Raw genomic sequence first — 23,515 nt, forward strand, 5'->3', positions numbered from 1 at the left:
GGGTAGGCGCTGAGCGCGGCGGTCAGCCCGCTGTAGGTGTAGAACGAGTTCCGGCTCGGGAACATCTGGTTGAACTGCGCCTCACTGACCACGAAACTCGCGGCGGAGGCGGTGGGGGCCGACTGGAACACCAGGGCGGCGGCTCCGAGCGCGAGCGAGGCCAGGAGCGCGGCGATACGACGCCTGAACATGAATCAACTCCTCTGCGGAGCACGGCCGTACCCCGCGAAGGGCACGGCCGTGGTGGGGGGTGGAGGCACACTCAACCGCCTTGGTCTGTACCAGTCAAGGGTTTAGACCAGTCAAGTGCGGAGGAGTCCGGTCCGGACCGGTCCGCCGCGACGGCGGAACCGGCACGCGTCACGGACCGAACACCCGGCAGACCCCCCGCTTGCGCCCCACGCTCCACCGGATCGGGAGAATTCCCGCCATGACCAACGCAGCGCACCCGCTCGTCGCCCGCGCCCGCCGTCTCGCGGACGAGTTGCTCGCCCCCGCGGCGGAACGCGTCGACCAGGAGGAAGTGCCCGCGGCCCACATCGCGGCGATCAAGGCGTCGGGGCTGCTCGGGGTGAGCGCGCCGGTGGCGTACGGAGGTGCGGCGGCGCCGGCGGCCGTCGCCCGGCGGACCGCGGAGATCCTGGCCGGGGCGTGCTGCTCGACGTGGTTCGTGCAGACCCAGCACCACACGCCCGTGCTCACCCTGGCGAACAGCGAACTCCCGGTGCGTGAACGCCTGTTGGGCCCGCTCGCCCGCGGCGAACTGCTGTCCGGGGTGGCCTACGCCCATCTGCGGTCCCATGCGCGCACCCCGGTGCGGGTGACGCGGGAGGGCGACGGCTGGCGGTTCGCGGGAACCGTCCCCTGGTACACCGGGTGGGGGCTCAACGACGTCATGCTGCTGGCCGGGGTGACCGACGCCGGCGAGGCGCTGTTCGCCTTCGCCGAGGCCCGGGAGCAGCCGGGTCTGCGGGCGTCCGCGCCGCTGCGCCTGGCGGCGCTGACCGCGTCCCGCACGGTGTCGCTGGAGCTGACCGGCCTGTGGCTGCCGGACGAGGCGGTGGCCCTGCGGCTGCCGTACCCGGACTGGGCCGCGACCGACCGGCCGAAGACGCTGAACACCAGCCCGGCGGTGTTCGGCGTCGCGGAGGCGGCGCTCGCCCTGCTCGACGAGGACACGGCGGCACCTCTGCGGGCCCGGCTGTCCGAGGTGCGCGGCCGGGCCTACGCCCTTGCCGATCTGCCCGCACCGCAGCAGCACGCCGGGGAACGGCCGGCCGCACGCCCCGAGGAGCGGCTGACGGTGCGGGCCGAGGCGTACGAGGTGCTGCGCGCGGCCACCACCGCGGCGGTCGCCGCCGGCGGCGGGCGCGCGCTGTCGCTCTCCTCGCCCGCCCAACGGCTGGCCCGCGAGGCCCTGTTCCTCCTGGTCCAGGGCCAGACGGCGGAATCACGCCGGGCCCATCTGCACGCCCTCGCGAGCGGACCGCACTGACGGGGACCGCACTGACGGGGACCGGCACGGGCCTGCGGCGGCCCCGGCTGTGCGCACACGCTCCAGCGGCGGACCTTGCCTTGAACGCGCGGGCCGACAGCGGACCCGGCCATGAGCGCGCGTTCCGCCGAGGCGCGCCGCAGCCGGCTCACCTCGTGGACGGCACCGGGGACGAGGAGAACCGCGGGTGCTCGGCCGGGTGCCGCCACCGGCCCCGGGCGGCCAGCCTGGGCAGGACGCCCTCGCCGAACCAGTACGCCTCCTCCAGGTGCGGGTACCCGGACAGTACGAACTCGTCGATGCCGAGGTCGTGGTACTCCTCGATCCGGTCGGCGACCTCGTCGTGGCTGCCCACCAGGGCCGTCCCCGCCCCGCCGCGCACCAGCCCGATCCCCGCCCACAGGTTCGGGTGGATCTCCAGTCCGTCGCGGCCGCCGCCGTGCAGCGCGAGCATGCGCCGCTGGCCCTCGGACTCACTGCGGGCGAGGCCCGCCTGCACGGACCGTACGGTCTCGGGGTCGAAACCGGCGAGCAGCCGGTCCGCCTCGGCCCATGCCTGCCCGGAGGTGTCCCGGGTGATCACGTGCAGCCGGATGCCGAAGCGGAGGGTGCGGCCCCGGGCCGCCGCCAGTCCCCTGATCCGCTCGATCTTCGCCGCGACCTGCGCGGGCGGCTCGCCCCACGTCAGATACACGTCGACGTGCTCGGCCGCGACCTCACCGGCGATCGGCGAGGACCCGCCGAAGTACACCTCGGGCACCGGATCGGGCAGCCGGGTCAGCCGCGCGTCCTCGACGCGAAGGTGCTCGCCGTGCAGGTCGACGGTCCTGCCCTCCCACAACTCCCGTACGATCCGCAGGAATTCACCGGTCCGGCGGTACCGGGCGTCCTTGTCGAGGAAGTCCCCGTAGGCCCGTTGTTCATGGCTCTCGCCGCCGGTGACGACGTTCAGCAGCAGCCGCCCGCCGGACTGCCGCTGGAAGGTGGAGGCCATCTGCGCGGCGAGCGTCGGCGAGACGAAACCCGGGCGGAAGGCCACCAGGAACTTCAGCCGCTCGGTGTGCCGGCTCACCATCGCCGTGGTCAGCCACGCGTCCTCGCACCAGGCGCCGGTCGGGGTGAGCGCGCCGACGAAACCGAGGTCCTCGGCGGCGCGGGCGATCTGGCTCAGGTAGCCGACGGTCGGTGGCCGGTCCCGGCCGGAGGCGGTCACAGGAGGGCCGTGGCCGCCGCCGACGACATGCCGGCTGTCGCCGTTGGTGGGCAGGAACCAGTGGAAGGTGAGGGACACGTGGGTCTCCGATCGCGAGTGACCGTCAGAGCGGGCCGCGGCGTGGCGGCCGGGTGCCGCCCGGCACGTAGCGGCCGTCGGTGAACACAGGGACGGCCGTCGTGCTCAGCCCGCCGCCGCGAGGAGCGGGGTGTGGCCCAGGGCGGCCGAGAACTGGTCGACGACCTGGGTCAGGGCCCCGGCGGCGTTGGGTGCGACGGTCAGCGAGCCGTCCTCGTGCACGGTGATGTCCTTGTCGAGGGTGAACCAGCCCTGGACTATGTGCCCGGCCCCCATGGAGGCCAGGACGGGGCGGAGCGCGTAGTCGATGGCGAGCACATGGGCGGTGGTGCCGCCGGTGGCGAGCGGCAGCACCGTCTTGCCGGCGAGCGCGTACTGCGGCAGCAGGTCCAGCAGCGCCTTGAGGACGCCGGAGTAGGCGGCCTTGTAGACCGGCGTGCCGACGACGACCCCGTCGACCCGGTCGAACAGCCGGGCGGCCTCGACGATCGCGGGGTGGCGCACGTCGGCGCCGAGCAGTGCCTCGGCGGGGATGGTGCGCACATCGAGCGGGATCACCTCGTGGCCCTGGGCGATCAGCCGCTGGTCCAGGTGGCGCAGCAGCCGGCCGGTACGGGATGAGGCGGACGGGCTGCCGGAGACGGACAGGACGGTGGCCATGGGGTCCCTCTTTTTTCTTGGTCCGGGGGTCCGCTGTTCCGGGTCCGGAGGGTCCGCTCGCGACGGACGCCTCGGGCCGAGCGGTCAGGAGTACCGGGTGGGTCCGTGCCGTACGGCCCCCAGGACCGGGCGGTCCCGTGCCGCTCGCGGGCGGCCGGGGCGTGCGGGGTGTGGGTACGGATACAGGTGTGGGTGTGGGCGTTTCGGGGGTGCCGAGCAGCTTGGGTTCGAGGAGGGGCTGGGATGTGCGTTTGAGCCGTACAACCCGTGGCGTTCCACGATGAGTTCGGGGTGGTCGTCGGTCCGGATCACGCGCAGGCATGGATTCCGGGGGCGCTTGGGGCCTGCGGAACTCCCGTTGCGGAATTCTTTCGGGCGCCGGATCCGGCAGGCGGAAGCAGACGGGAATTCAGGCGGTGCCGGACGGCAGGGCACGACGTCGTGCCAGGGGGCGGGGCGAAGACGGATGCGGCGCGCGCGAAGCGCGGCGGACCGGTACGGGGATCAGGCTGCCGCGGGGCAACAGGAGGCGCTGGAGACGCGCGCGAGGTCGACGTGGCGTCGCCGCGTGAGGTCCAGTCGCATCTTCATACTCCCGATCGTGACAGTCGCCGGTGAGGGCAGTCAAGAAGCACCCGACGGGTCTCGTATCGCGGACCTCGGAATTTCACGAAGCTGTGACAGAGAAACCCTTGAACCGGAAGCAGAATCGGAGCCGGAGCCGGAGCCAGAACAGAAAACAGGAACAGGAACAGGAACAGGAACAGGAACAGGAACAGGAACGAAAATAACGGGAATGCGCCCGCCTTCTCCGGCCGTGCGAACAGGAGGGTCCGAATGCGGCGTTCGGGCCAGGACGAGCCCTCGTGGGCTGAGCACCCCCGCCCCGCACAGCTGTTCCTCCCGAACACGGTGGGCCGGTCGAGGCAGGTGACGCCCCCCTCATGTGCGCCCGCTCCCGGGCGGGACGAAGCGTCCGAGGGGCGGCCGTGCCTGCCGCACACCGCGGCCGGGTCGCTCGGCCGACCGGCGTCGCCGCCCGGCCGGCCTTCCCTCGCCCGGTCAGCCCTTGTCGCCCGGTCAGTCAGTCCTCGTCGCCCGTCGGCACCACGACGAGAAAGGCGTCCGACTCCAGGTCCATCACCACGGTCGCGGGCTCACCCTGGGCCCGCCGCCGTGCCGCGTACTCCTCCGCCGGCCACGACCCACGCGGGGCTCCGGCCGGAAAGCGCTCCAACACCTTCGCACTCATAGCGGCAGTCACCTCTCGTTCCAGGACGGTCGACGCCCTTGTGCTGCGTCTGCCCCGGACGGACACGACCATGTCCGACTGTCCCCCGGACGAGGGACCGCCGCGTGGGGGGTCCGGTAGCGCGGGGCCCGTACGGCAACGTCTCCGGGGCATCGCGGCAATCGGCGGCGAGAGGGCGCGCGGGCAGGTGCCGGTGCCGTCGGGCAGGCGCGGCGAGACCTCTCGCCGGGCGGTCCCGGGCCGACCGCGGGCCCGGTCCTTCGCCACGGGGCGGGCGCCGACCCCGAGTTGACGGCAGGAGTCGGCCGGACGGTGGCGGGCGCCGCGGGCCCGCACGGGTCCGGCCGCGGCCGGCCTGCGCAAGATCGATCCGCCGTGACCGGCCACCCTAGTCGGCTCCACTACACATAAGGGTCAAATAAGGGGAGAATGCGTATAAGCGGCTCTCTACCGCACATCACATCAGACGCAGTCAAGCCTGCCAGTCACGAAGGAGACGGATCATGGCCGATGTCTCGCACACCAGAGGTGATGTCTCGCACACCAGAGGTGACATGACGAGCCACCCAGATGTCTCCGAAATGCGGGAGCGCTACGCCCGCATGCTCGGCGGTCGCGATGTGGCACTGATGGACGGACCACTGTTCCTGCTCGGTCTGTACTGCGCGGCGTCCCCTTGGATAGTCCACTACACGACCAGCCAGCCCGCCCTCGCGGTGCACAACCTGATCATCGGGATCGCGATCGGGCTGCTGGCCCTGGGGTTCACCAGGGCACCGGAACGCATGTACGGCCTGAGCTGGGGCCTGTGCGCCCTGGGAGTCTGGATGATCATCGCGCCGTGGATCGTCGGCAGCCACCCGGACGCGGGCGTCATTGCGAACAACGTCGTCATAGGCGGGCTGGCCGTGGCCCTCGGGCTGCTCTGCGCCGGAGCGTCGGCGAAGGCGGCGAAGAAGAGCACGCCCAGGATGCAGGACAGGCCGCAGATGCAGGACAGGCCACACACGCTGTAGCGGCGCCGTGAAGCGCCTTCGGGAGGCGGGAGCCGTCCGGCAGCAGCCGGACGGCCCCGCCGCGCCCGCTCAGTGACCCGGCACCAGCCACGGCTCCTGCGGCAGCGGACTGCCGGTCTCGATGAGGGACTTGAGGTTGGAGAGCACCGCGGGCCAGCCGGCGGACACGTCGCGCAGCTCGTCCTCCCCACCCAGGTTTTCATGGGTGACGGTGAGCTTGACGATGTCCGCGTGCGGCTGGATGTCGAAGGTGACCCGGGAATGCCGCTCGGGCCGGTCCGCGTCCTCCGGGGCGGCCCAGGTCGTCACCAGCCGTGTCGGGCGCTCACTGATCTCCACGGTGCCGACCACGTCGGCGACGCCGGAGCCGTCGGTGCGCACGTGCTCCCAGCGGGATCCCGGCCGCCAGTCGGAGACGTTGCTGTGCCCCCAGTACCCGGCGGTGAGATCGGCGTCGGTGAGCGTGTCCCAGACCGTCTCGGGCGTGCTCTCGATGTAGATGACGTACACATAGCTCGGCTTGTCGCTCATGGCTTCCTCGGCTCGTCGCTTCAGGGCGCCGAGCGCGCGCAGGCGCGGGCGCTCGAACTTGTCGATCCACCGCTCCTGGATCTCGTGGAGCGGCACGGGGTTGAGGTAGTGCAGCTTCTCCCGCCCCCGCCGCACCGTGCCGATCAGGTTGGCTTCCTCCAGGAGGGCCAGGTGCTGGGTCACCGACTGACGTGTCATGTCGATGTGTTCGCACAGTTCGCCGAGCGTCTGTCCGTTCGCCTCGTGCAGCCGGTCGAGCAGCCGTCTGCGCGTCCCGTCGGCCAGTGCCTTGAAGACCTTGTCCACACCGGTGTCGCCCTCTGATCGCACACTCGACGTTATGCAGGCAATCACCTGCATGTCAACCCCGCCGCATCCGCCTGCCGGACCGGCCTGCCGGATCCGCCGGTGAGCAACGCCGCTGTTCAGGCCCTGCTGGGCGTCGTGTCGGTGGCCGGCGCCGAGAGATACTCCTCGCTGATCTCCTTGCCCCCGAAGGGCCACACCCGCTCCAGCCGCGCCCACACCAGGAAGGCCACACAGCCCAGCGCGAGCCAGGCCAGGGACCACTCGATGGGGTGGCGGCCCGGCGAGTTCCGGTCGGCGTACCCGTAGATCACGCACCAGCCGATCAGCGCCACGATGCCGGGCAGGGGGTAGAGCCACATGCGGTACGGGCGGCGCAGGGCCGGCTGACGCCTGCGCAGCACCGTCAGGGCCACGATCTGGGCCAGCGCCTGGACGATGACCATGACGGTCGTCAGGAGTTGGATGAGGGTGGCGAGGTCCGTGTGGCGGCCGATCAGGAAGCCGACCCCGGTGATCACACCCATCGTCGCCAGACCCAGCGTCGGGAAGCGGTGCCGGGGGTGCAGCCGCGCGTACGGGCGGAAGAAGACGCGGTCGCGGGCGGCGTCGTAGGGCACGCGAGAACCGCCGAGGAGACCGGCGAACACCGAGGCGAACGCGGTGATGAGGATCAGCACGGTCACGGTGTCGGCGGCGCCCTTGCCCCAGGTCTCCTCCAGCACCGCCGAGGCCACCGAGGTGGCGGCGATGTCGTGCGGGTCGGTCATGCGGTGCCAGTCGATGACCCCGAGGGTGCCGATCTGGAGGAGCAGGTAGATCGCCATGATGCCGAGGATGGAGAAGAGGACCGAGCGTGGCAGCGTACGGCCGGGCTCCTTGAGTTCGGCCCCCATGTAGGCGGTGGTGTTGTAGCCGAGGTAGTCGTAGATGCCGATGGTCAGTCCGGCGGCGAAGCCGAGCCAGAAGTGGTTGCTCGTCAGGTCGAAGGCGTGCGCGGGGTAGGTGAAGGCGAGGTGCGGGCTGAAGTCCGTGGCCGCCGCGACGATCACCAGCAGCACTGAAGCGATCATCACCGTCCACATCACGGCGGTGATCCGGGCGATGTGCTCGATCCCGCGCCACAGCAGGAGGACGACCAGGGCGATGACCCCGAGCCCGATCAGGTCGCCCGGTGTCTGCCCCAGATCCGGGACGAGATAGCCGAGGTACTGGACGAAGCCGACCACACCGGTGGACATGATCAGCGGGATGAAGATCATCGCGGTCCACACGAACAGGAACGGCATCAGCCGGCCGGTGCGGTACTGGAACGCCTGACGCAGATAGACGTAGCTGCCGCCGGAGCCGGGCAGCGCCGCGCCCAGTTCGGCCCACACGAGTCCGTCGCACAGGGCCAGCACCGCGCCCGCGGCGAATCCGATCACCGCCTGGGGGCCGCCGAACGCGCCGACCATCAGCGGGATCGTCACGAACGGGCCGATGCCGCACATCTGACTCATGTTGATGGCAGTGGCCTGGAACAGTCCGACGCGGCGGACGAAACCGCCCTCGGGTGAGGGACTACCGGGCATGGGGACTCCTGACGCAGACACGGAGAGGTGCACGCGGACACGGGAGGTGCGGACGGGGAGGGGAAGGTGCACGCGGAGACGGGGTAGTTGCGCCCGACGGGCCGGATGGCCGACAAAGTTAAGGAGCCTTACTAGATGCGTCAAGTACGCGTCAGAAATGCATGAGAATGGTCGGATGGCCGCCAGCGACGTGACGGAGCAGCAGAACCAGCCCTGGAACCGGCAGCGGCTGCGCAGCACCAACGAGCGGCTGCTGCTGGACCGGCTGCGCGCCCTCGGCGCGGCGTCACGCGCCCAACTGGCCCGTCAGACCGGGCTGTCCAAGCCGACGGTCTCCAGCGCGCTGGCCGCACTGGCGGCGGCGGGACTCGTCCACGAGGTCGGCACCCACGCGCCCGAACGGGGCCGCACCGCCGTCCTGTACGCCGCCGACCCGACCGCGGGCCACGTCCTCGGCGTGGACGTCGGACGCGGCTGGCTGCGGGTGGCGGTGGCCGACCTGGACGGCACGGTGGTGGCCCGGACCGATGTGCGCAACCGGGCCCGCGGCTCGGCCGCCATGGCCGACCTCGTCGTCGCCACCGCCCGCCAGGTCGTGGCCGGCTCCGGGGTCGACCCGGCCGAGGTGGTGCACGCGGTGGTGGGCACGCCCGGCGTGTACGACGCGAAGCAGCGCCGGGTGCGGTACGCCATGCATCTGCCCGGGTGGGGACGCGCGGGGCTGTTCGACCGGATGGGCGAGGAACTGGGTGTCCCCCTGGAGGTGCACAACGACGCGAATCTGGCGGCGCTGGGCGAGTACACGTACGGGGTCGGCGCGGGCAGTCGGCTGTTCGCGTACATCCTCGTCGGCACGGGCCTCGGCATGGGAGTGGTGAGCGGCGGGCGGCTGTTCACGGGGGCGCACGGGCTGGCCGGCGAGATAGGTTTCCTGCCCTGGCAGGGACAGCGGCAGCCGGAGCGGCTGGAGGACGCGGTCTCGGGGGTGGCCGTGGTCGAGGCGGCACGGCAATTCGGGATGAGCGGCCGACTCACCGCGAAGTCCGTCTTCGACGCGGCGCGGCAGCAGAACCCCGCTGCGGTCCGGGCGGTCCGCCTCGAAGGCGAGCGGATCGCGCACACCGTGGCGGCGGCCGCCGCGGTGTTGGACCCGGATCTGGTGGTGGTGGGCGGCGGCGTGGGGCACAGCGTGGACCTGCTGCTGCGGCCGGTGCGGGAGCAGTTGCGCACGCTCACCCCGCTGCGGCCGCGGATCGCGGCGAGCCGACTCGGCGAGGACGCGGTCCTGCTGGGCGCGGTGGCCACGGCACTGGACACGGCGCGGGAGCTGGTGTTCGACCGCAGGTCGACCGGGTGACGCCCACGTCCCTCGCCGCGCAGGGTCGTTGACCTGGCCAGTGCGGAGATGGGCACGGCCGGTCAGCGATCGGGACGCCCGCCGGCGGTCATCGGCACGGCCCCAGGGTCGTCGGCGCGGCCCCGCACCCCGACAGACACGACCGCACCCCCGAAGAACACTCCCGAGGAACGCCGGCGCACCCCCGTTGAACACGACCGCACGCCCGATGAACACGACTGCCCTTGACGGACACGAGCGCACCCCTGATGAACACGACCGCACGATGATTGACACGGCCTTCCCCGCGCTCTAGCTTGACCCGGGTTAGTAAAGTTTCCTAACTTTACGAGGCTGGAGACGCAGTGTTTCCTCGGTTTCCTCCGTTTCCTCGGTTTCCTCGCCCCGCCGCCAGACGCCGCCCCACCACTTCCCTCCTGGCCCTCGGCCTGCTCTGCACCCTGGCCACCGGCGCCTGGGCCGGGCCCCGGGATCCCTCCCCGGCGAAAGGCCCCGTGGCGGTGACCCGGGTCCCGGCGACGGCCGGCACGGCCACCCCGCTGTCCGGCTACGCGATCCAGTCCACGGCGAAGGTGACCGACTCCCCCGGGGCCGTCTCCTCCCCCGGCTACCCGGTGACCGGCTGGCACCCCGCGGGCCCCCGCTCGACGGTGCTCGCCGCGCTGCTCGCCGACGGCAGGTATCCCGACCCGTTCTTCTCGACCAACCAGCGGAAGATCCCCGAGGCGGACTTCCGGGTCCCGTGGTGGTACCGCACGGACCTCACCGTCACCGACCCCTCCCGGCGCACCTACCTCGACTTCAGCGGAGTGATCTCGGCGGCGGACGTCTACGTGAACGGCCGGCGGGTGGCCGCGGCGACGGACGTCAGCGGCGCCTACACCCACCACGAGCTGGACCTCACACCGCTGGTGCGCGCCGGCACCAACACGGTCGCCTTCCGTGTCCTGCCCAACGACCCGAAGAAGCACCTCACCATGGGATGGCTGGACTGGCTCCAGCCGCCGCCCGACGCGAACATGGGCATCGTGCGCGACGTGCTGGTCCGCCGCGGCGGCCCGGTCGCGCTGCGCGACGCGCACGTGCTGACCCGGCTGGACGTGCCCTCGCTGGCCACCGCCGACCTCACCGTCGAGGCGCAGGTCCGCAACGACTCCGACGCGCCCGTCACGGCCGAGGTCTCCGGCGGCGTCGCCGGGACCGCCCTGCGCAGGACCGTACCGCTCGCCGCGCACCAGACGAAGACGGTCACCTTCACCCCCGCCGACGTCCCCGCTCTGCACCTGGCCTCGCCCCGGGTGTGGTGGCCGGCCGGACTGGGCGGACAGCCCCTGTACGACCTCGATCTGACCGCCTCCGTCTCCGCCTCCGCCTCGGACACTGCGCACACGGCCTTCGGCATCCGCGACGTCCGGGCCCCCCTGAACGCCGACGGCGCCCGCCAGTACCAGGTCAACGGGCGCAGGCTGCTGATCAAGGGCGGCGGCTGGTCGCCCGACGAATTCCTGCGCTGGGACAGGACGTACGCCGAGGACCGGCTCAAGTACGCCCTCGACCTGGGGCTGAACACCATCCGCCTGGAAGGCCACATCGAGCCCGACGAGTTCTTCGACCTGGCCGACCGCCACGGCGTCCTCACGCTGCCGGGCTGGGAGTGCTGCGACAAGTGGGAGGGCCAGACCAACAGCGACGGGTCCGGGGAGCGGTGGAGCGCCGCCGACCACGCGGTCGCACGGGCCTCGATGGCCGCCGAGGCCGCCCGGCTGCGCAACCACCCGAGCGTGCTCTCCTTCCTGATCGGCAGCGACGCCGCACCCGACGCCACGATCGAACGGAACTATCTGGACGCCCTGCGGGCCGCCGACTGGCCGGTACCCGTGGTACCCGCCGCCGCCGACAAGTCCTCTCCGAAGCTCGGCCGTTCGGGCATGAAGATGACCGGGCCCTACGACTGGGTGCCGCCCGGCTACTGGTACGCCAAGCGCGAGGGCGGGGCCACCGGCTTCAACTCCGAGACCAGCGCGGGCCCGGACATCCCCACCCGTGACACCCTGCGCCGGATGCTGACACCGGCCGAGTCGGACGCCCTCTGGCGGGATCCGGACGCCCGGCAGTACCACCGCTCCCCGTCGGAGACGTTCGGTACCCTCCGGATCCACGACGCCGCCCTCGCCGGCCGCTACGGCGCCCCGGCCGGCCTCGCCGACTACGTGCGCAAGGCGCAGCTCCTGCAGTACGAGAACGTGCGCGCCCAGTTCGAGGCGTACGCCCGCAACGCCACGGACGCCGCGAAGCCCGCGACCGGGCTGGTCTACTGGATGTTCAACAGCGGCTGGACCTCCCTGCACTGGCAGCTGACGGACCGTTTCCTCGACCAGGGCGGGTCCTACTTCGGTGCGAAGAAGGCGGGCGAGCCGCTGCACATCCAGTACTCGTACGACGACCGCACGGTCGTCGTCGTCAACAACCGGCACACCACGGCCGGACCCCTCACCGCGCGGGCCACGCTGTTCGGCACCGACGGCACGGCGAAGTTCGACCGGACCGTGCACGGGGTGACCGCGCCCGGTGACGGGGCGCACGTCACGGCGCTCACCCTGCCCCGGTCGGTGCGCGGTCTGCCGACGACGTATCTGGTCCGGCTCCTGCTCACCGACGCGGCGGGCCACGAGGTGAGCCGGAACGTGTACTGGCTGTCCACCCGGCCGGACACCCTCGACTGGAACCGCACCGACTGGTACCACACACCGACCACGAGCTACGCCGATCTGACGGGCCTCGGCCGCATGGCCCCGGCACCGGTGTCCGCGCGGGCGGCCACGGTGTCGTCGGGCGGCACGTCGACCACGACGGTGACGCTGCGCAACGCGGGGCGCGGCCGGACGCCGTCGCTGCTGACGGACGTCCACCTCGTCGACGCCGCGGGCACGCCGGTGCTGCCGGTGCGCTGGTCCGACAACCAGGTCACCCTGTGGCCGGGCGAGACGACGACGCTGACCGCCGTCTACCGAACGGCCGACCTGCGCGGCGCGGCACCGCGGGTGCGCGTCTCCGGCTGGAACACGCCCGAGCGGACGGTGGCGGCACGCTGACCGAGCCGATCGAGGGGGCGGGCCGGGTGGCCCGCCTCCCTCGGTCGGGTCAGCTGACGTTCACCGCCGTGTCGTCGACGACGAACGACGTCTGGAGCTTGGAGCCCTCCGTGCCGGTGAACTTGACCGTGACGGTCTGGCCCGCGTACCCGCTCAGGTCGAAGCTGCGCTGGGTGTAGCCGGCGGCGGCGTTCAGGTTGGAGTACGTCGCGGGTGTGCTCAGGACCGTGCCGGAGCTGTTCAGGACCTGGACCTTCAGGGTGTCGTAGGCCGTGCTGGTGGTGGTCTCCGCGGTGTCGATGTGCAGGTAGAAGCTCAGGGTCGCGGAGCAGCCGGACGGGATGGTCACCGACTGGGAGAGGGTGTCGGTGACGGCGGTGCCGGTGCCGCCGAGCCAGGCATAGTACGAGCCCGTGCGGGCGGCCTCGCCGCTGGAGTTGGTGATGACACCGCTGGTGGCGCTCCAGGTGGTGTTGCCCGACTCGAAGCCGTTGTTGCGGAGCAGTTGGGCGGCGGTGCAGGTGCCGGAGCCGCCGTCCCCGCCGCCGCTGCCGCCCGAACCGGCGAGCCAGGCGGTGGCGTTGAGGGCGAGGGCCGCGTTGGTGGCGCCGGTGTCGTTCCAGCCGTCGTACAGGGTGTTGCCCGACTGGCCGGTGCCGTCGTCGATCGGCGAGCTGTCACCCCAGAAGGCGACCCGGCCGCTGCCGAAGGTGCTGGTGGCGAAGAAGGCGCCGGTGTTCCCTGAGTAGCCGGAGCGGTAGAGCAGGCCCTTGACCGCCGGATTGTCGGAGGGCTTGAGGGTGGCCGTGGTGCCGCTGGCGATGAGGCTCTTGGTGACCGTGCCGAACGAGCCGTGCAGGACCGGGTCGGTGCTGTCGCTGATGGCCGCGGGGTAGCCGGAGCTGATGTTCTGCACGTCGATCGAGAAACCGAACGGGTCGGTCGAGTCGACGGTGTTGTTGGTCATCAGATCGTTGAGGATCTTGACCGAGTCGGCGCCGTCGTTGTTGCGGTCCGACCCGTTGTGGTCGGAGATCATGAACAGGCCGCCGCCGTTCTTGACGAAGTTCATGATCGCCGTCTTCTCGGCGCTGGTGAACAGGGTGTTCGGCTCGGGCAGGACCAGGGTGTCGAAGTTCGACAGGTCGGTGGTCGAGGAGCCGCCGTAGCTCAGGCTGGAACCGGAGGGCAGCGTCTTCAGGCTGTAGCCGCCCGCCTTCTGCAGGGCGACGCCCCAGGAGGAGAGGGCGCCGGTCCAGTCCGTCTCGGCGGACGGGGAGGAGTCCTGGCCGAGCGGGTCGGGCTGGCTGGTGGAGATGATCCAGTCGGCGTTTCCGGCCGTCTCGGCATGGGCGTTGTCGAACAGGATGCGGTGAGTGGTGGCCGCGTGCGCGGGGCCGGCCGCCGTACCGACCTGAAGGGCCGCTCCAGCGACGAGCAGCGCGAACCCGGCCAGGGCGGTGGTGAGTCTGCGGGGGGACGTTCTGATTCCGAGCATCCGGCGGACCTCCGTGGGTGGGGTAGAGGCGGTGCGGGCGCGAAGTCTGCGCGCGTAGAACAGAGGTGATGGTTCTACCCGCGTCAATCGATTGAAAGGTACATGGCGTGTCCGGGTGGTGAACAGAGAGCCCCGGCACCAACCGGACCGGACTGCCTCCGGATTCAGCGGGCACATTGCACAACAACGGGGGATTTCGACGAAGAGGGGCGGAGATGGAGATCTCAGGTGTCATCAGTGCCGTCGTCATCGGCATCGTCATCGGCGTGCTGGGGCGGCTGGTCGTGCCCGGCCGACAGCGCATCGGTGTCCTGTTGACGATCCTCGTCGGCATCGTGGCCGCGCTGCTGGGCTCGGCGATCGCCGCCGGATTCGGGGTCGCCGACACAAAGGGACCGGACTGGATCGAGTGGTTCATCCAGATCGGCCTCGCGGCGGTGGGCGTGGCGGCCCTGGACCGGACCCGGCCACAGCGCTGAGTCCGGCCTCACGCCGAACCGGCGGTGACGGCGCCCGCCGCGGACCGCGCCGCCCGCGGCGGGCCGCTACGCCTCGTAGAGGTAGGGCGTCGTGGTGGTCAGGACGTGGAAGCCGAGGCGTTCGAGGACGGGACGGCTCATCGGCGAGGCGTCCACCTGGAGGTAGCGGAAGCCGTGGGCCGCGGCGGTCCGGGCGCGGTGGGCGATCAGGGTGCGGTAGAGGCCACGGCCGCGCCAGGCGGCGAGGGTCCCGCCGCCCCACAGCCCGGCGAACCGCGTGCCCGGCACCAGTTCCAGCCGGGCCGCGCTCACCGGTTCGTCGCCGGCGAGCGCGACGAGCACGAGGAGCGAGCCGGGATCGACGGCGAGATGGGTGAGCAGCCGGTGCCGCAGCCCGCTCCCGTCCGTGCCGAACACCTTCTCGTGCACGTCGACCACGCGATCGATCCCCGCCGCGTCGTCGGCGCGCTGGACCCGGACGCCCTCCGGCAGTTCGGCGTCCGCGGTCAGCGCGACCACCTCGGCGGTCTCCGCGACCATCAGCGCCTCCTCGGGTTCGGACGTGAATCCGGCCGCGGCCAGGCGCGGTCCGAGGTCGCCGGGAAGGTCGTGGCCGTGCAGCTTCCACTCGAACGCATGACCGAGGCCGGTGTAGTACGCGATCTGCGCCGCGATGACCGCGTCCGCGTTCGTCTCGTCCAGGGCGGACCACAGGACACCGTTCCAGCCGTGGGCCTCGGCGACCTGCCGGACCACGGTGGCGGTGCGTTCGATCCGAGCCCCGGGGCCGTCGGGCTGTGCGCCCGCGCGCATGTCGTGGTCGTAGTGGGCGAGTACGGCTGTGCGGTCCATGAGGTCACTTCAGCATCAGGAGTCGAACACGGCAACGGAATTTCGGGGCGGCGCAGCGGACGCCCGCACCGGACGTCCGCTGCGGGGTCGACCGCGGCGGGGCGGGGCGGACCGGTACGGGGCGATGCGCCATGCGGCACGCGGCCGAAAGGAACGCACCGCGAGGAGACCCGCCACGCCGTGCCGTCCGTCCAATGAGGTGGCTCCGGGCCCGTCCGCCGTACCGTGCGCCCGAAACCGTACGGCGAGAGAGCGCGAAAGGGTGTGCGCCATGGTGAGGGACGACGAGCTGCCGTATCTGCGCCGGTGTGTGGAGCTGGCGGCCGAGGCGTTGGAGGCGGGGGACGAGCCGTTCGGGTCGGTCCTCGTCGCCGCCGACGGGACCGTGCTCGCCGAGGACCACAACCGGGTGGCCTCCGGGGACCGTACCCGGCATCCGGAGTTCGAGCTGGCCCGCTGGGCCGCGGCACGGCTGACCCCGCAGGAGCGGGCCGCCGCCACCGTGTACACGTCCGGCGAGCACTGCCCGATGTGCGCGGCGGCGCACGCCTGGGTCGGTCTTGGCCGGATCGTCTATGTGGCGTCCACGGAACAACTGGTGTGCTGGCTGGGAGAGTTGGGCGTGCCGGCGGCGCCGGTACGGCCACTGCCGATCAGCGCGGTGGCGCCGGAGGTGCGCGTCGGGGGTCCGGTGCCGGAGCTGACCGGGGAGGTGCGCGCGCTGCACCGGAGGTTCCACGGGGCCGCGGACTGACGCACCCAGGTGCCGCGAAAGCGCCCGCGCCGACGCTCCCGCCCTACGGGACCGCACGGCCCGCTCGGCGGAGCGCGTCGACGAGAGCGCCCTGAGCGGTGCGGGTCCGGTGCCGTGCACCGGACCCGCGGGTCGACCGGACCGCCCCGCAGGGCGACCGGCCCCGACCCGTTACCCGGGGCCGTGGCGGATGCCCGGCCGGTCACTGTCCGGCCGGGGGCACCGGCCACGGCCCCGGTGGTGCCTCAGCGCCCCGCGCCCGGCCGGTACCGGCGGTACAGGGCGGCGCCGGAGAGCAGCAGCGCCGCGCTCGCCCCGACCGCGGGTGCGGTCAGGTCCGTACCCGTGTGGGCGAGGACAGCGTCGGCCGGCGGCGCGGCGCGGTGGCTCACCGCCGGGGCGGGGGGCTGGGCCCGGGGCGGGGCCGGCGGGGTGGCCGGTGGCTTGACCGGCGGGGTGGCCCGCGGCGGGGTGGGCTTCGCCGGGTGGTCACCGGGGGTGTTCTCGGAGTGGTTGCCGAAGACCGGATTGCCGATTCCCACCACGTTCACGCTGTTGCCGCTCACGTTGACCGGGAGATCGACCGGCAGTTGGATGCCGTTGCCGGAGAGCACACCGGGTGAATCCTTCGCCCCGCTGTGGGCGGTCGCCCCGCCCGAGGGGGCCGTTCCTTCGCTCCCGGCGCCGCTGCCTCCCTTGTTGGCGCAGGCGTTGCCCGCGGCCGGGTTGAGGAGCCCCACCACGTTCACCGTGTTCCCGCACACGTTCACCGGGACGTGCACCGGGAGCTGAATGGTGTTGCCGGAGATCAGCCCCGGCGATCCGGCCGCGGAACCGTTCGCGGCGGAGTCGGCGTGCGCCGGCATCGTCACGGCCATCGCCCCCGAGGCGGCTGCGACGGCGATCACACCGTTTCGGGTAACCCGTTTCATAGGCTCCCTGCCTTCCAGACATCGTCACGGGCGCTCGCCCGTATCGGAATAAACGCCTACGACCCGTCCGAGTTATGGCTTATCGACCTTTCACCCCATTGAGCGACACAGTTATCGAACCAGTCGTGAATCCCTCGAAAACAGAACCAATGCGCCCGGAGGCGTGCATTCCGCAGCCCGCTTATGGTGAGCGGAAGCGCTGCCCCGGACCGCAGCGGGGCTCCCCTGGAGGCATCGATGCCGGCAAAGCTCCCCACGCGGTCCGCCGTCCGGCGCTGCGCGAGTGCCGGAGTCCTCACGCTGGCCCTGTTCGGCGCCGGACTGCCCGTCGGGTCCGCCACCTCGGCCCAGCCCGACCTGTCGCGCTTCTACCGACAGCGGGTCACCTGGTCGGCCTGCCAGGGATCCGGGGCCGGCAAGGACATGCAGTGCGGCAAGGTGACGGTCCCGTTGGACTACGCGCGGCCCGAGGCCGGCACGCTCGACGTGGCGCTGGGCCGGTACCGGGCGACCGGCACGTCCCGGGGCTCCGTGCTGCTGAACTTCGGCGGTCCGGGCGGCGCGGGCATCAGCTCGCTCGCCACGTCCGGCAAGGCGTACCTCGGGCTGACCAACGGCTACGACGTGGTCACCTTCGATCCGCGCGGGGTCGGCCGGTCCTCGCCCGTCAGCTGCGGGGAGGGCGCCACCAGCACCTCGGCCGTGACGGGTGACGGCACCGACCACGCAGACCCGAAGGCGCTGATGGAGCTGTTGCGGAAGGTGGCCGCCGAGTGCACCCGGCACTCCGGCCCCGTCCTGCCCCACATAGGCACCCTCAACGCCTCCCGGGACCTGGACGTCATACGCCAGGCCCTCGGCGACGAGAAGCTCAACTACCTCGGCTTCTCCTACGGCACCCGGCTCGGCGCGGTCTACGCCGCCCAGTTCCCGGGCAAGGTGGGCCGGATGGCGCTGGACGGCGTGGACACCCTCACCGAACCCCTGGCCGAACAGGGGCTGGCGAGCGCGCAGGGCCAGCAGACCGCGCTGGACGACTTCCTGCAGTGGTGCGTGCGGGACCGCGGCTGCCCCTTCGGCCAGGACCGGCGCACGGCCGGGGACCAGGTCCTGAAACTGGTCCGCGGGCTCGACGCGCATCCGGCACCCACCGGCTTCGGCGGCCGGCTCTCCGGACACGACCTGGTGAGCGCCATCGGCCAGGGCCTCTACAGCAAGGAGCTGTGGCCGTCGCTCGAACGTGCCGTGGTCTCCCTGGTGAACGACGGGGACACACGTGGCGTGGCGGGCCTCGCGACGGGTGGGCTGACGCCGGCGCGCGGGTCCGGCGGCGGGCTCGTCGACGAGGCGGACATACCCGTGGACAACCTGTCGGCCGCGCTGATGGCGATCAACTGCGCGGACGACCCGGACCGCCCCGGCGCCGAACAGATCACCAAGGACATCGGGCGGCTGCGCGCCGCGTACGAGAAGGCGTCGCCGGTCTTCGGCCGGTACCGGCTGGCCGACCTCCTGATGTGCTACGGGCGGCCCGGGGGGACGGACTTCGTCCGTGACCGGGTCAAGGACGTCGACACGGCGCAGGTGCTCCTGGTGGGCACCCGCGGCGACCCCGCCACGCCGTACCGCTGGACCATGGAGACCGCCCGCAGGCTCGGCACCTCGGCGGTGGTACTCGACAACAAGGGCTCGGGCCACACCGGTTACTCGTCGTCCAAGTGCGTCCACCGCAAGATCGACGACTTCCTGCTGTACGGTTCGCTGCCCGCCGACGGGAGTTCCTGCCCGGCGGACCCGGTCGGGTGACGCCCCGCACCGCGCGGCCCCGCGATACGGACGGCGGCAGGAGCGGGTGAGGCCCTCGTCGCAGTACGCGCCCTCATCGCAGTACGCGCCCTCGTCGCGCGGTGCCACGGACGGGTGACGGTGCCGACCGGCCACAACCTCCGGGCCGTCCGGGCCGTCACATCAAGCAGGCGGGCGCGTCCCGCCGCAGCCGTACCGACCCACCGTCCAGGGGGAATCCACGATGCGTGTCCGAACCGCCGCGGCCGTCCCGGCCCTCGCCCTCGCCGCCGCGTCCCTGCTGCTCGCCGCGCCGCACGGCGCGGTGGCCGCCCGCGACGCCGTCTGCCCGGAGCGGGCACCGACCGTGCGGGCCGCGGTGGCACCCGCCGATCCGTCCGTGCTGCGGATCGGGGTGACCAACCGCTCCGGCCACGCCTGTGTCGTCGACCGCGTGCCCACGGTCACCTTCGGCGACCTGGACGGCGCGGCCCGGCCGGTGCCCGACGGCGCCATCGGCACCTACCGGATCGGCGCGGGCCGGACCGCGTACGCCGCCGTGCGGACCGTCGCCGACCCGGCGGACCCGCAGGCCCGCCCGGTGGACACCGTCTCCGTCGCGGCGGACCCGGCCCACCGGGGACGCGGGTTCACCGCGGCGGAGCTGGGCGCGGGTGCGGCCGTACGGGTGTGGGAGCCGGTGACGACCTGGTGGCAGCCGTCGGCGGCGGCCGCGGACCGGGCGATCGGGCTCAGCTGAGGATCAGCTCGGGCTCGTAGAGGTCCATCCAGAGGGCCAGGTCCAGGGTGCGCTCCAGGCCGCGCCGGGCCGCCTGGGAACCCGCGGGCAGCTCCCGGTGGGCGGCCTGGTCGACCCGCTCCCGGTCCACGACGGAGAACACCTGGTGGTCCGGCCGGGCCACCAGGTCCTTGGCCTGCTCCTGGAGGGCGAGGCCGTACTGGGGGTCCTGGGTGGACGGGTAGGGGCTCTTGACCCGGTCGTACACCGACCGCGGGATGACGTCGGCGGTGGCCTCGCGCAGCAGACTCTTCTCCCGGCCGTCGAAGGACTTCAGGGACCAAGGGGTGTTGTAGACGTACTCGACGAGCCGGTGGTCGCAGAAGGGCACCCGGACCTCCAGGCCGACGGCCATGCTCATCCGGTCCTTCCGGTCGAGCAGGGCACGGACGAAGCGGGTCAGGTGGAGGTAGCAGATGCGGCGCATCCGGTACTCGAAGTCGCTCTCGCCGTCGAGGCGGACGATGTCGGCGACGGCGGCGCTGTAGGCGTCGCCGATGTACGCGTCGAGTTCCAGGCTCTTGGCCAGGTCCGGACGCAGTACGTCGGTGTCCCTGCCGATGTGCTCGTTCGCCATGTGGAGCCAGGGGAAGGTGTCGGCGCGGCGCACCTCCTCGTCGAAGAACTGCTGGTAGCCGCCGAAGACCTCGTCGGCGGACTCACCGGACAGGGCGACCGTGGACTGGCCGCGCACGGCCTGGAACAGCAGGTAGAGCGAGGAGTCCATGTCGCCGAAGCCGGCGGGCAGGTCGCGGGCGCGCAGTACCTTCGCCCGGACGGCGGGGTCGGCGAGGGCCTCGGAGCCGAGCACGATGTCGTGGTGGTCGGTGCCGGCGAGCCGGGCCACGTCGTGCACGAACGGGGTGTCGGGGGTGGCGCGCAGCCCGTCGGGCACGAAGTGATCGGTCTGGCCCACGAAGTCGACGGCGAAGCTGCGCACCTTCTCGCCCTGCTCGGCGAGCTGCCGGGCGGCGAGCGCGGTCATGGCGGAGGAGTCGAGCCCGCCCGACAGCAGGGTGCAGCGCGGCACGTCGGCGACCAGTTGGCGGCGCACGATGTCGTCGAGGAGGGTGCGGACGTTGGCCACGGTGGCGGCCTGGTCGTCGGCGTGCGGCCGGGTCTCCAGCCGCCAGTAGACGCGGGTGCGCAGGCCGGAGCGGTCGACGGTGACGACGGTGCCGGGCTTCACCTCGTTCATGCCCTCCCACACGGCGTGTCCGGGCGTCTTGACGAAGGTGAACAGCTCACGCAGGCCGTCCATGCCGACCCGAGGCCGGACCAGTGGATTGGCGAGGATCGCCTTGGGCTCGGAGCCGAACAGGACGCCGTCGGGCGTCGGGTAGTAGTAGAAGGGCTTGATGCCCATCCGGTCGCGGATCATCACGAGCTTCTTGACGCGGCCGTCCCAGACGGCGAAGGCGAACATGCCGTTGAGCCGTTCGGCCAGCGCGTCACCCCATTCGAGATAGCCGCGCAGCACGACCTCGGTGTCCGAGTCGGTGGTGAAGCGGTGGCCGCGGGCGGTCAGCTGCTGCCGGAGTTCGGTGTAGTTGTACGCCTCGCCCGAGTAGACCAGCCCGACCGTTCCCTCCGGTGTACTGACCGTCATGGGCTGCCGCCCGCCTATCAGGTCGATGATGGCGAGCCTGCGGTGGCCCAGGGCGGCGGGACCGTCGATCCAGGTGCCGCGGTCGTCCGGACCGCGGCAGGCCATCGTCTCGGTCATCGCATCCAATGTCGCGGCCTCGGAGTGCAGGTCGCGGTTGAAGGAAACCCAGCCGGTGATGCCGCACATACCTTCCTCCTGCTTCCAGTCCGGCCTCGGTACCGCGCCTCACCTGCGTCTTCGTGGGTGGGTCCGGTCTGTCACCGAACAAGTTGTAGTTAGCACCTATATATCGAGGGTGCGCCTGGGACGGCGCTCGGTCAACGCGGACGTAACGCGGCGGACCCCGCCGCTTCACACTTTCGGACGCGCTTTGCCCGTACGAGACCCGCAATCCCGGGTGCCGACCGGCAGAATCCGCCAGGAACCGGCCATTGGTAAAAATCTCCCTAAATCGCCCGATGCCCTCTCCGCGTGCCGTATGTTTTGTAGTTTTGATCAAGCGAACCTGGCGCAGGATGTGCGCTCGGTGCATCCGCCGTCACCCTCGGTGGGACCGCTCCCGCGAACCCGTCGGCGCAGACCGAGCACCGTCCGGCACGGATGCCGTCCGCATCGCCTGCCGAACGGCCCGGACCACACCTTCCGGATCGGGGACGGAGACCACGAGGCGGGCATACCGGGCACGGCCGGGCCACAGGTCGACCACGACGACCGGTCCGTGCTCACGGACGGCGACCAGGTCCCGGCCCTCGTGGTGACGCCACTCCCCCACGCAGAACCGGTCGGGCAGCCACCGGCCGAACCGTGGCAGGCCGCGCAGCGCGCGCCACCAGTCGGGCTCGACCACCGCGTCGCGCACCGCCACCCACGGGATCCGGACGGCGCGCGGACGCCGGACCAGCAGCCGCTCCGGGCCACTCAGGCGCAGGACCAGATCCCGCCCCTCCACGACCAGCCGGGCCATCTGCACACACCTCCTGCGGCCGCGGCCCCCGTCGCCGTCCACCGATCGCGACGGCACGGCGAGAGCCATGGCACATGCAGCTATTTACCCCAAATGCCCCACATGTGAATCCGCCCTATCGTGCTCTTATGGAGCACGCACTCAGTCCCGCGACCCTCGCCGAACTGCGACGCCCGCGCGCCTATCCGGCGGTGTCCGTGCTGACACCCACACACCGCCGCGAGCCCGGCAACGCCCAGGATCCGGTCCGGCTGCGCAATGTGCTGGCCGAGGCCAAGAAGCAACTGGAGTCCGACCCCGCCGTCACCCGGGACCGGCGCGCGGACGTGGTCGGCCAGCTGGACCGGGCCCTCACCGAGGTGGATCTCGCCCACGCCGAGAACGGCCTGGTGATCTTCGCCGCGCCGGGCGAGCACCAGGTGTGGTCGCTGGCCCGTACCGTGCCCGAGCGGGTGGTGCTCTCGGACACCTTCCTGACCCGCAACCTCGTCTCCGCGCACGCCGCCGAGCGGCCGTTCTGGGTGCTCTCGGTCTCCGCCGACCGCGTCACCCTGTGGACCGGCGCGGTCGACCGGGTCGCCGAGAGCCATGCCGAGGGCTTCCCGCTCTCCCGGAACCGGGAGAACTTCGACGCCGAGCGCCAGGAGCGGATCGGGGACGTCCCGAGCATCTTCCGTGACGAGGGCACCCGGCAGTTCCTGCGCGAGGCCGACACGGCGATGACCGTGGTCCTGCGCGAGCACCCGAGACCGCTGTACGTCACCGGTGAACAGGCCGCGCTCTCCCTGCTGGACGAGGTCGGCGCCGTCGCGAAGGAGGCCGTGCACATCCCGCACGGCGGGCTGGCGAACGGTACCCCCGAAGCGGTGTGGCAGACCGTCCGGCCGGTGATCGACGCGGAGGCGGGCAAGGCCGCCGACCGCGTGGCCGAGGAACTGGACGCGGCCCGGGGCCGCAAGGAGTTCGCCGCAGGTGTCGACGAGGTCTGGCGCAGCGCCCGCGAGGGCCGGATCCGGCTGCTCGCCGTCGAGGAGAACCACCGGGTGACCGTCCGCGACGACGGTGACCATCTGGTCCCCGCCGAGACCGGGGACCTCGACGCCCGCGAGGACATCGTGGACGAGATCGTCGAGCAGTGCCTGGAGACCGGCGCCGACGTGCGCTTCGTGCCGGACGGCACCCTGGATCACGCGGACGGCATCGCCGGCGTGCTGCGGTACTGACGGCTCCTTCCCACCGCGGCGTACGCTACGGCGTGATCACCGGCCG

20 protein-coding genes and 1 pseudogene are annotated in these 23,515 nt (G+C 71.9%); 9 read left to right on the forward strand and 12 right to left on the reverse strand.

The annotated features are described in order from the left end of the window. Positions 1-191: pseudogene (locus tag ACFC09_RS34100) on the reverse strand (chitinase); the annotation flags it as partial. A gap of 239 nt (positions 192-430) precedes the next feature. Here ACFC09_RS34100 and ACFC09_RS34105 point away from each other — a divergent pair. After that, positions 431-1,495 carry an acyl-CoA dehydrogenase family protein gene (locus ACFC09_RS34105; protein ID WP_376534748.1) on the forward strand — a complete coding sequence of 355 codons (1,065 nt, stop codon included), beginning with the start codon at positions 431-433 and terminating at the stop codon, positions 1,493-1,495. A gap of 148 nt (positions 1,496-1,643) precedes the next feature. On the opposite strand, the gene ACFC09_RS34110 is transcribed toward ACFC09_RS34105, so the two are convergent. The 4 genes from ACFC09_RS34110 to ACFC09_RS34125 form a co-directional block, all read right to left on the reverse strand. Further along, positions 1,644-2,786, reverse strand: a complete 1,143-nt coding sequence (locus ACFC09_RS34110; protein WP_376534750.1) for an LLM class flavin-dependent oxidoreductase — start codon at positions 2,784-2,786, stop codon at positions 1,644-1,646. A gap of 105 nt (positions 2,787-2,891) precedes the next feature. Further along, entirely contained in the window at positions 2,892-3,446 is a 555-nt protein-coding gene (ssuE, locus tag ACFC09_RS34115; protein WP_376534752.1) for an NADPH-dependent FMN reductase, read from the reverse strand. A 504-nt stretch (positions 3,447-3,950) separates the two neighbouring features. Then, positions 3,951-4,037, reverse strand: a complete 87-nt coding sequence (locus ACFC09_RS34120; protein ID WP_376534836.1) for a putative leader peptide — start codon at positions 4,035-4,037, stop codon at positions 3,951-3,953. Positions 4,038-4,530: 493 nt separating this feature from the next. Next, positions 4,531-4,698 carry a hypothetical protein gene (locus tag ACFC09_RS34125; RefSeq protein ID WP_376534754.1) on the reverse strand — a complete coding sequence of 56 codons (168 nt, stop codon included), beginning with the start codon at positions 4,696-4,698 and terminating at the stop codon, positions 4,531-4,533. 554 nt (positions 4,699-5,252) lie between these two features. On the opposite strand from ACFC09_RS34125, the gene ACFC09_RS34130 reads away from it, so the two are divergent. Then, on the forward strand, positions 5,253-5,714 hold the full coding sequence (locus tag ACFC09_RS34130; protein WP_376534756.1) for an SPW repeat protein: 462 nt from the start codon (positions 5,253-5,255) through the stop codon (positions 5,712-5,714). Positions 5,715-5,783: 69 nt separating this feature from the next. Here ACFC09_RS34130 and ACFC09_RS34135 read toward each other — a convergent pair whose 3' ends face one another. Together ACFC09_RS34135 and ACFC09_RS34140 are read right to left on the reverse strand one after the other, a co-directional pair. After that, the gene (locus ACFC09_RS34135; RefSeq protein ID WP_376534838.1) at positions 5,784-6,551 is read right to left on the reverse strand and encodes an ArsR/SmtB family transcription factor; all 768 of its coding nucleotides are present in this window, start codon (positions 6,549-6,551) and stop codon (positions 5,784-5,786) included. A 119-nt stretch (positions 6,552-6,670) separates the two neighbouring features. Continuing rightward, positions 6,671-8,125, reverse strand: coding sequence for an APC family permease (locus tag ACFC09_RS34140; RefSeq protein ID WP_376534758.1), 1,455 nt, complete (start codon positions 8,123-8,125; stop codon positions 6,671-6,673). Between the two features lie 175 nt (positions 8,126-8,300). On the opposite strand from ACFC09_RS34140, the gene ACFC09_RS34145 reads away from it, so the two are divergent. After that, entirely contained in the window at positions 8,301-9,482 is a 1,182-nt protein-coding gene (locus ACFC09_RS34145; RefSeq protein WP_376534760.1) for an ROK family protein, read from the forward strand. Positions 9,483-9,826: 344 nt separating this feature from the next. Continuing rightward, positions 9,827-12,574 carry a sugar-binding domain-containing protein gene (locus tag ACFC09_RS34150; protein WP_376534762.1) on the forward strand — a complete coding sequence of 916 codons (2,748 nt, stop codon included), beginning with the start codon at positions 9,827-9,829 and terminating at the stop codon, positions 12,572-12,574. 49 nt (positions 12,575-12,623) lie between these two features. Here ACFC09_RS34150 and ACFC09_RS34155 read toward each other — a convergent pair whose 3' ends face one another. Beyond that, entirely contained in the window at positions 12,624-14,072 is a 1,449-nt protein-coding gene (locus tag ACFC09_RS34155; RefSeq protein ID WP_376534764.1) for a hydrolase, read from the reverse strand. 215 nt (positions 14,073-14,287) lie between these two features. On the opposite strand from ACFC09_RS34155, the gene ACFC09_RS34160 reads away from it, so the two are divergent. Continuing rightward, entirely contained in the window at positions 14,288-14,551 is a 264-nt protein-coding gene (locus ACFC09_RS34160) for a GlsB/YeaQ/YmgE family stress response membrane protein (RefSeq protein ID WP_376534766.1), read from the forward strand. A gap of 66 nt (positions 14,552-14,617) precedes the next feature. On the opposite strand, the gene ACFC09_RS34165 is transcribed toward ACFC09_RS34160, so the two are convergent. Then, on the reverse strand, positions 14,618-15,403 hold the full coding sequence (locus ACFC09_RS34165) for a GNAT family N-acetyltransferase (RefSeq protein ID WP_376534768.1): 786 nt from the start codon (positions 15,401-15,403) through the stop codon (positions 14,618-14,620). A 271-nt stretch (positions 15,404-15,674) separates the two neighbouring features. Between ACFC09_RS34165 and ACFC09_RS34170 the strand changes: the two genes are divergently transcribed. Beyond that, on the forward strand, positions 15,675-16,157 hold the full coding sequence (locus tag ACFC09_RS34170; RefSeq protein ID WP_376534770.1) for a nucleoside deaminase: 483 nt from the start codon (positions 15,675-15,677) through the stop codon (positions 16,155-16,157). Between the two features lie 245 nt (positions 16,158-16,402). Here ACFC09_RS34170 and ACFC09_RS34175 read toward each other — a convergent pair whose 3' ends face one another. After that, positions 16,403-17,089 (reverse strand): chaplin, encoded by a 687-nt coding sequence (locus ACFC09_RS34175; RefSeq protein ID WP_376534772.1) that lies wholly within the window; start codon positions 17,087-17,089, stop codon positions 16,403-16,405. 237 nt (positions 17,090-17,326) lie between these two features. On the opposite strand from ACFC09_RS34175, the gene ACFC09_RS34180 reads away from it, so the two are divergent. Both ACFC09_RS34180 and ACFC09_RS34185 read left to right on the forward strand, forming a co-directional pair. Beyond that, entirely contained in the window at positions 17,327-18,895 is a 1,569-nt protein-coding gene (locus ACFC09_RS34180; RefSeq protein ID WP_376534774.1) for an alpha/beta hydrolase, read from the forward strand. Between the two features lie 223 nt (positions 18,896-19,118). Beyond that, complete coding sequence (locus tag ACFC09_RS34185; RefSeq protein ID WP_376534776.1) at positions 19,119-19,634, forward strand: DUF4232 domain-containing protein; 516 nt, start codon at positions 19,119-19,121, stop codon at positions 19,632-19,634. Here ACFC09_RS34185 and asnB read toward each other — a convergent pair. Together asnB and ACFC09_RS34195 are read right to left on the reverse strand one after the other, a co-directional pair. Next, positions 19,627-21,468 carry an asparagine synthase (glutamine-hydrolyzing) gene (gene asnB, locus ACFC09_RS34190; protein WP_376534778.1) on the reverse strand — a complete coding sequence of 614 codons (1,842 nt, stop codon included), beginning with the start codon at positions 21,466-21,468 and terminating at the stop codon, positions 19,627-19,629. The genes ACFC09_RS34185 and asnB overlap by 8 nt on opposite strands. Before the next feature lie 352 nt (positions 21,469-21,820). Next, the gene (locus ACFC09_RS34195; protein ID WP_376534780.1) at positions 21,821-22,246 is read right to left on the reverse strand and encodes a hypothetical protein; all 426 of its coding nucleotides are present in this window, start codon (positions 22,244-22,246) and stop codon (positions 21,821-21,823) included. Positions 22,247-22,374: 128 nt separating this feature from the next. On the opposite strand from ACFC09_RS34195, the gene ACFC09_RS34200 reads away from it, so the two are divergent. Continuing rightward, a complete protein-coding gene (locus tag ACFC09_RS34200) occupies positions 22,375-23,469 on the forward strand; it encodes a chemotaxis protein (RefSeq protein WP_376534782.1) in 1,095 nt (364 codons plus the stop codon). The last annotated feature ends 46 nt before the right edge of the window (positions 23,470-23,515 follow it).

This window comes from Streptomyces sp. NPDC056161, assembly GCF_042268025.1.
Taxonomy (GTDB): Bacteria; Actinomycetota; Actinomycetes; order Streptomycetales; family Streptomycetaceae; genus Streptomyces.

Coding starts and splice junctions, on each gene's coding strand:
- ACFC09_RS34125 (WP_376534754.1), bottom strand. CDS start 4,698: ATGAGTGCGAAGGTGTTGGAGCGCTTTCCGGCCGGAGCCCCGCGTGGG.
- ACFC09_RS34200 (WP_376534782.1), top strand. CDS start 22,375: ATGGAGCACGCACTCAGTCCCGCGACCCTCGCCGAACTGCGACGCCCG.
- ACFC09_RS34165 (WP_376534768.1), bottom strand. CDS start 15,403: ATGGACCGCACAGCCGTACTCGCCCACTACGACCACGACATGCGCGCG.
- ACFC09_RS34155 (WP_376534764.1), bottom strand. CDS start 14,072: ATGCTCGGAATCAGAACGTCCCCCCGCAGACTCACCACCGCCCTGGCC.
- ACFC09_RS34140 (WP_376534758.1), bottom strand. CDS start 8,125: ATGCCCGGTAGTCCCTCACCCGAGGGCGGTTTCGTCCGCCGCGTCGGA.
- ACFC09_RS34145 (WP_376534760.1), top strand. CDS start 8,301: ATGGCCGCCAGCGACGTGACGGAGCAGCAGAACCAGCCCTGGAACCGG.
- ACFC09_RS34195 (WP_376534780.1), bottom strand. CDS start 22,246: ATGGCCCGGCTGGTCGTGGAGGGGCGGGATCTGGTCCTGCGCCTGAGT.
- ACFC09_RS34130 (WP_376534756.1), top strand. CDS start 5,253: ATGACGAGCCACCCAGATGTCTCCGAAATGCGGGAGCGCTACGCCCGC.
- ACFC09_RS34170 (WP_376534770.1), top strand. CDS start 15,675: ATGGTGAGGGACGACGAGCTGCCGTATCTGCGCCGGTGTGTGGAGCTG.
- ssuE (WP_376534752.1), bottom strand. CDS start 3,446: ATGGCCACCGTCCTGTCCGTCTCCGGCAGCCCGTCCGCCTCATCCCGT.
- ACFC09_RS34105 (WP_376534748.1), top strand. CDS start 431: ATGACCAACGCAGCGCACCCGCTCGTCGCCCGCGCCCGCCGTCTCGCG.
- asnB (WP_376534778.1), bottom strand. CDS start 21,468: ATGTGCGGCATCACCGGCTGGGTTTCCTTCAACCGCGACCTGCACTCC.
- ACFC09_RS34160 (WP_376534766.1), top strand. CDS start 14,288: ATGGAGATCTCAGGTGTCATCAGTGCCGTCGTCATCGGCATCGTCATC.
- ACFC09_RS34120 (WP_376534836.1), bottom strand. CDS start 4,037: ATGAAGATGCGACTGGACCTCACGCGGCGACGCCACGTCGACCTCGCG.
- ACFC09_RS34175 (WP_376534772.1), bottom strand. CDS start 17,089: ATGAAACGGGTTACCCGAAACGGTGTGATCGCCGTCGCAGCCGCCTCG.
- ACFC09_RS34185 (WP_376534776.1), top strand. CDS start 19,119: ATGCGTGTCCGAACCGCCGCGGCCGTCCCGGCCCTCGCCCTCGCCGCC.
- ACFC09_RS34180 (WP_376534774.1), top strand. CDS start 17,327: ATGCCGGCAAAGCTCCCCACGCGGTCCGCCGTCCGGCGCTGCGCGAGT.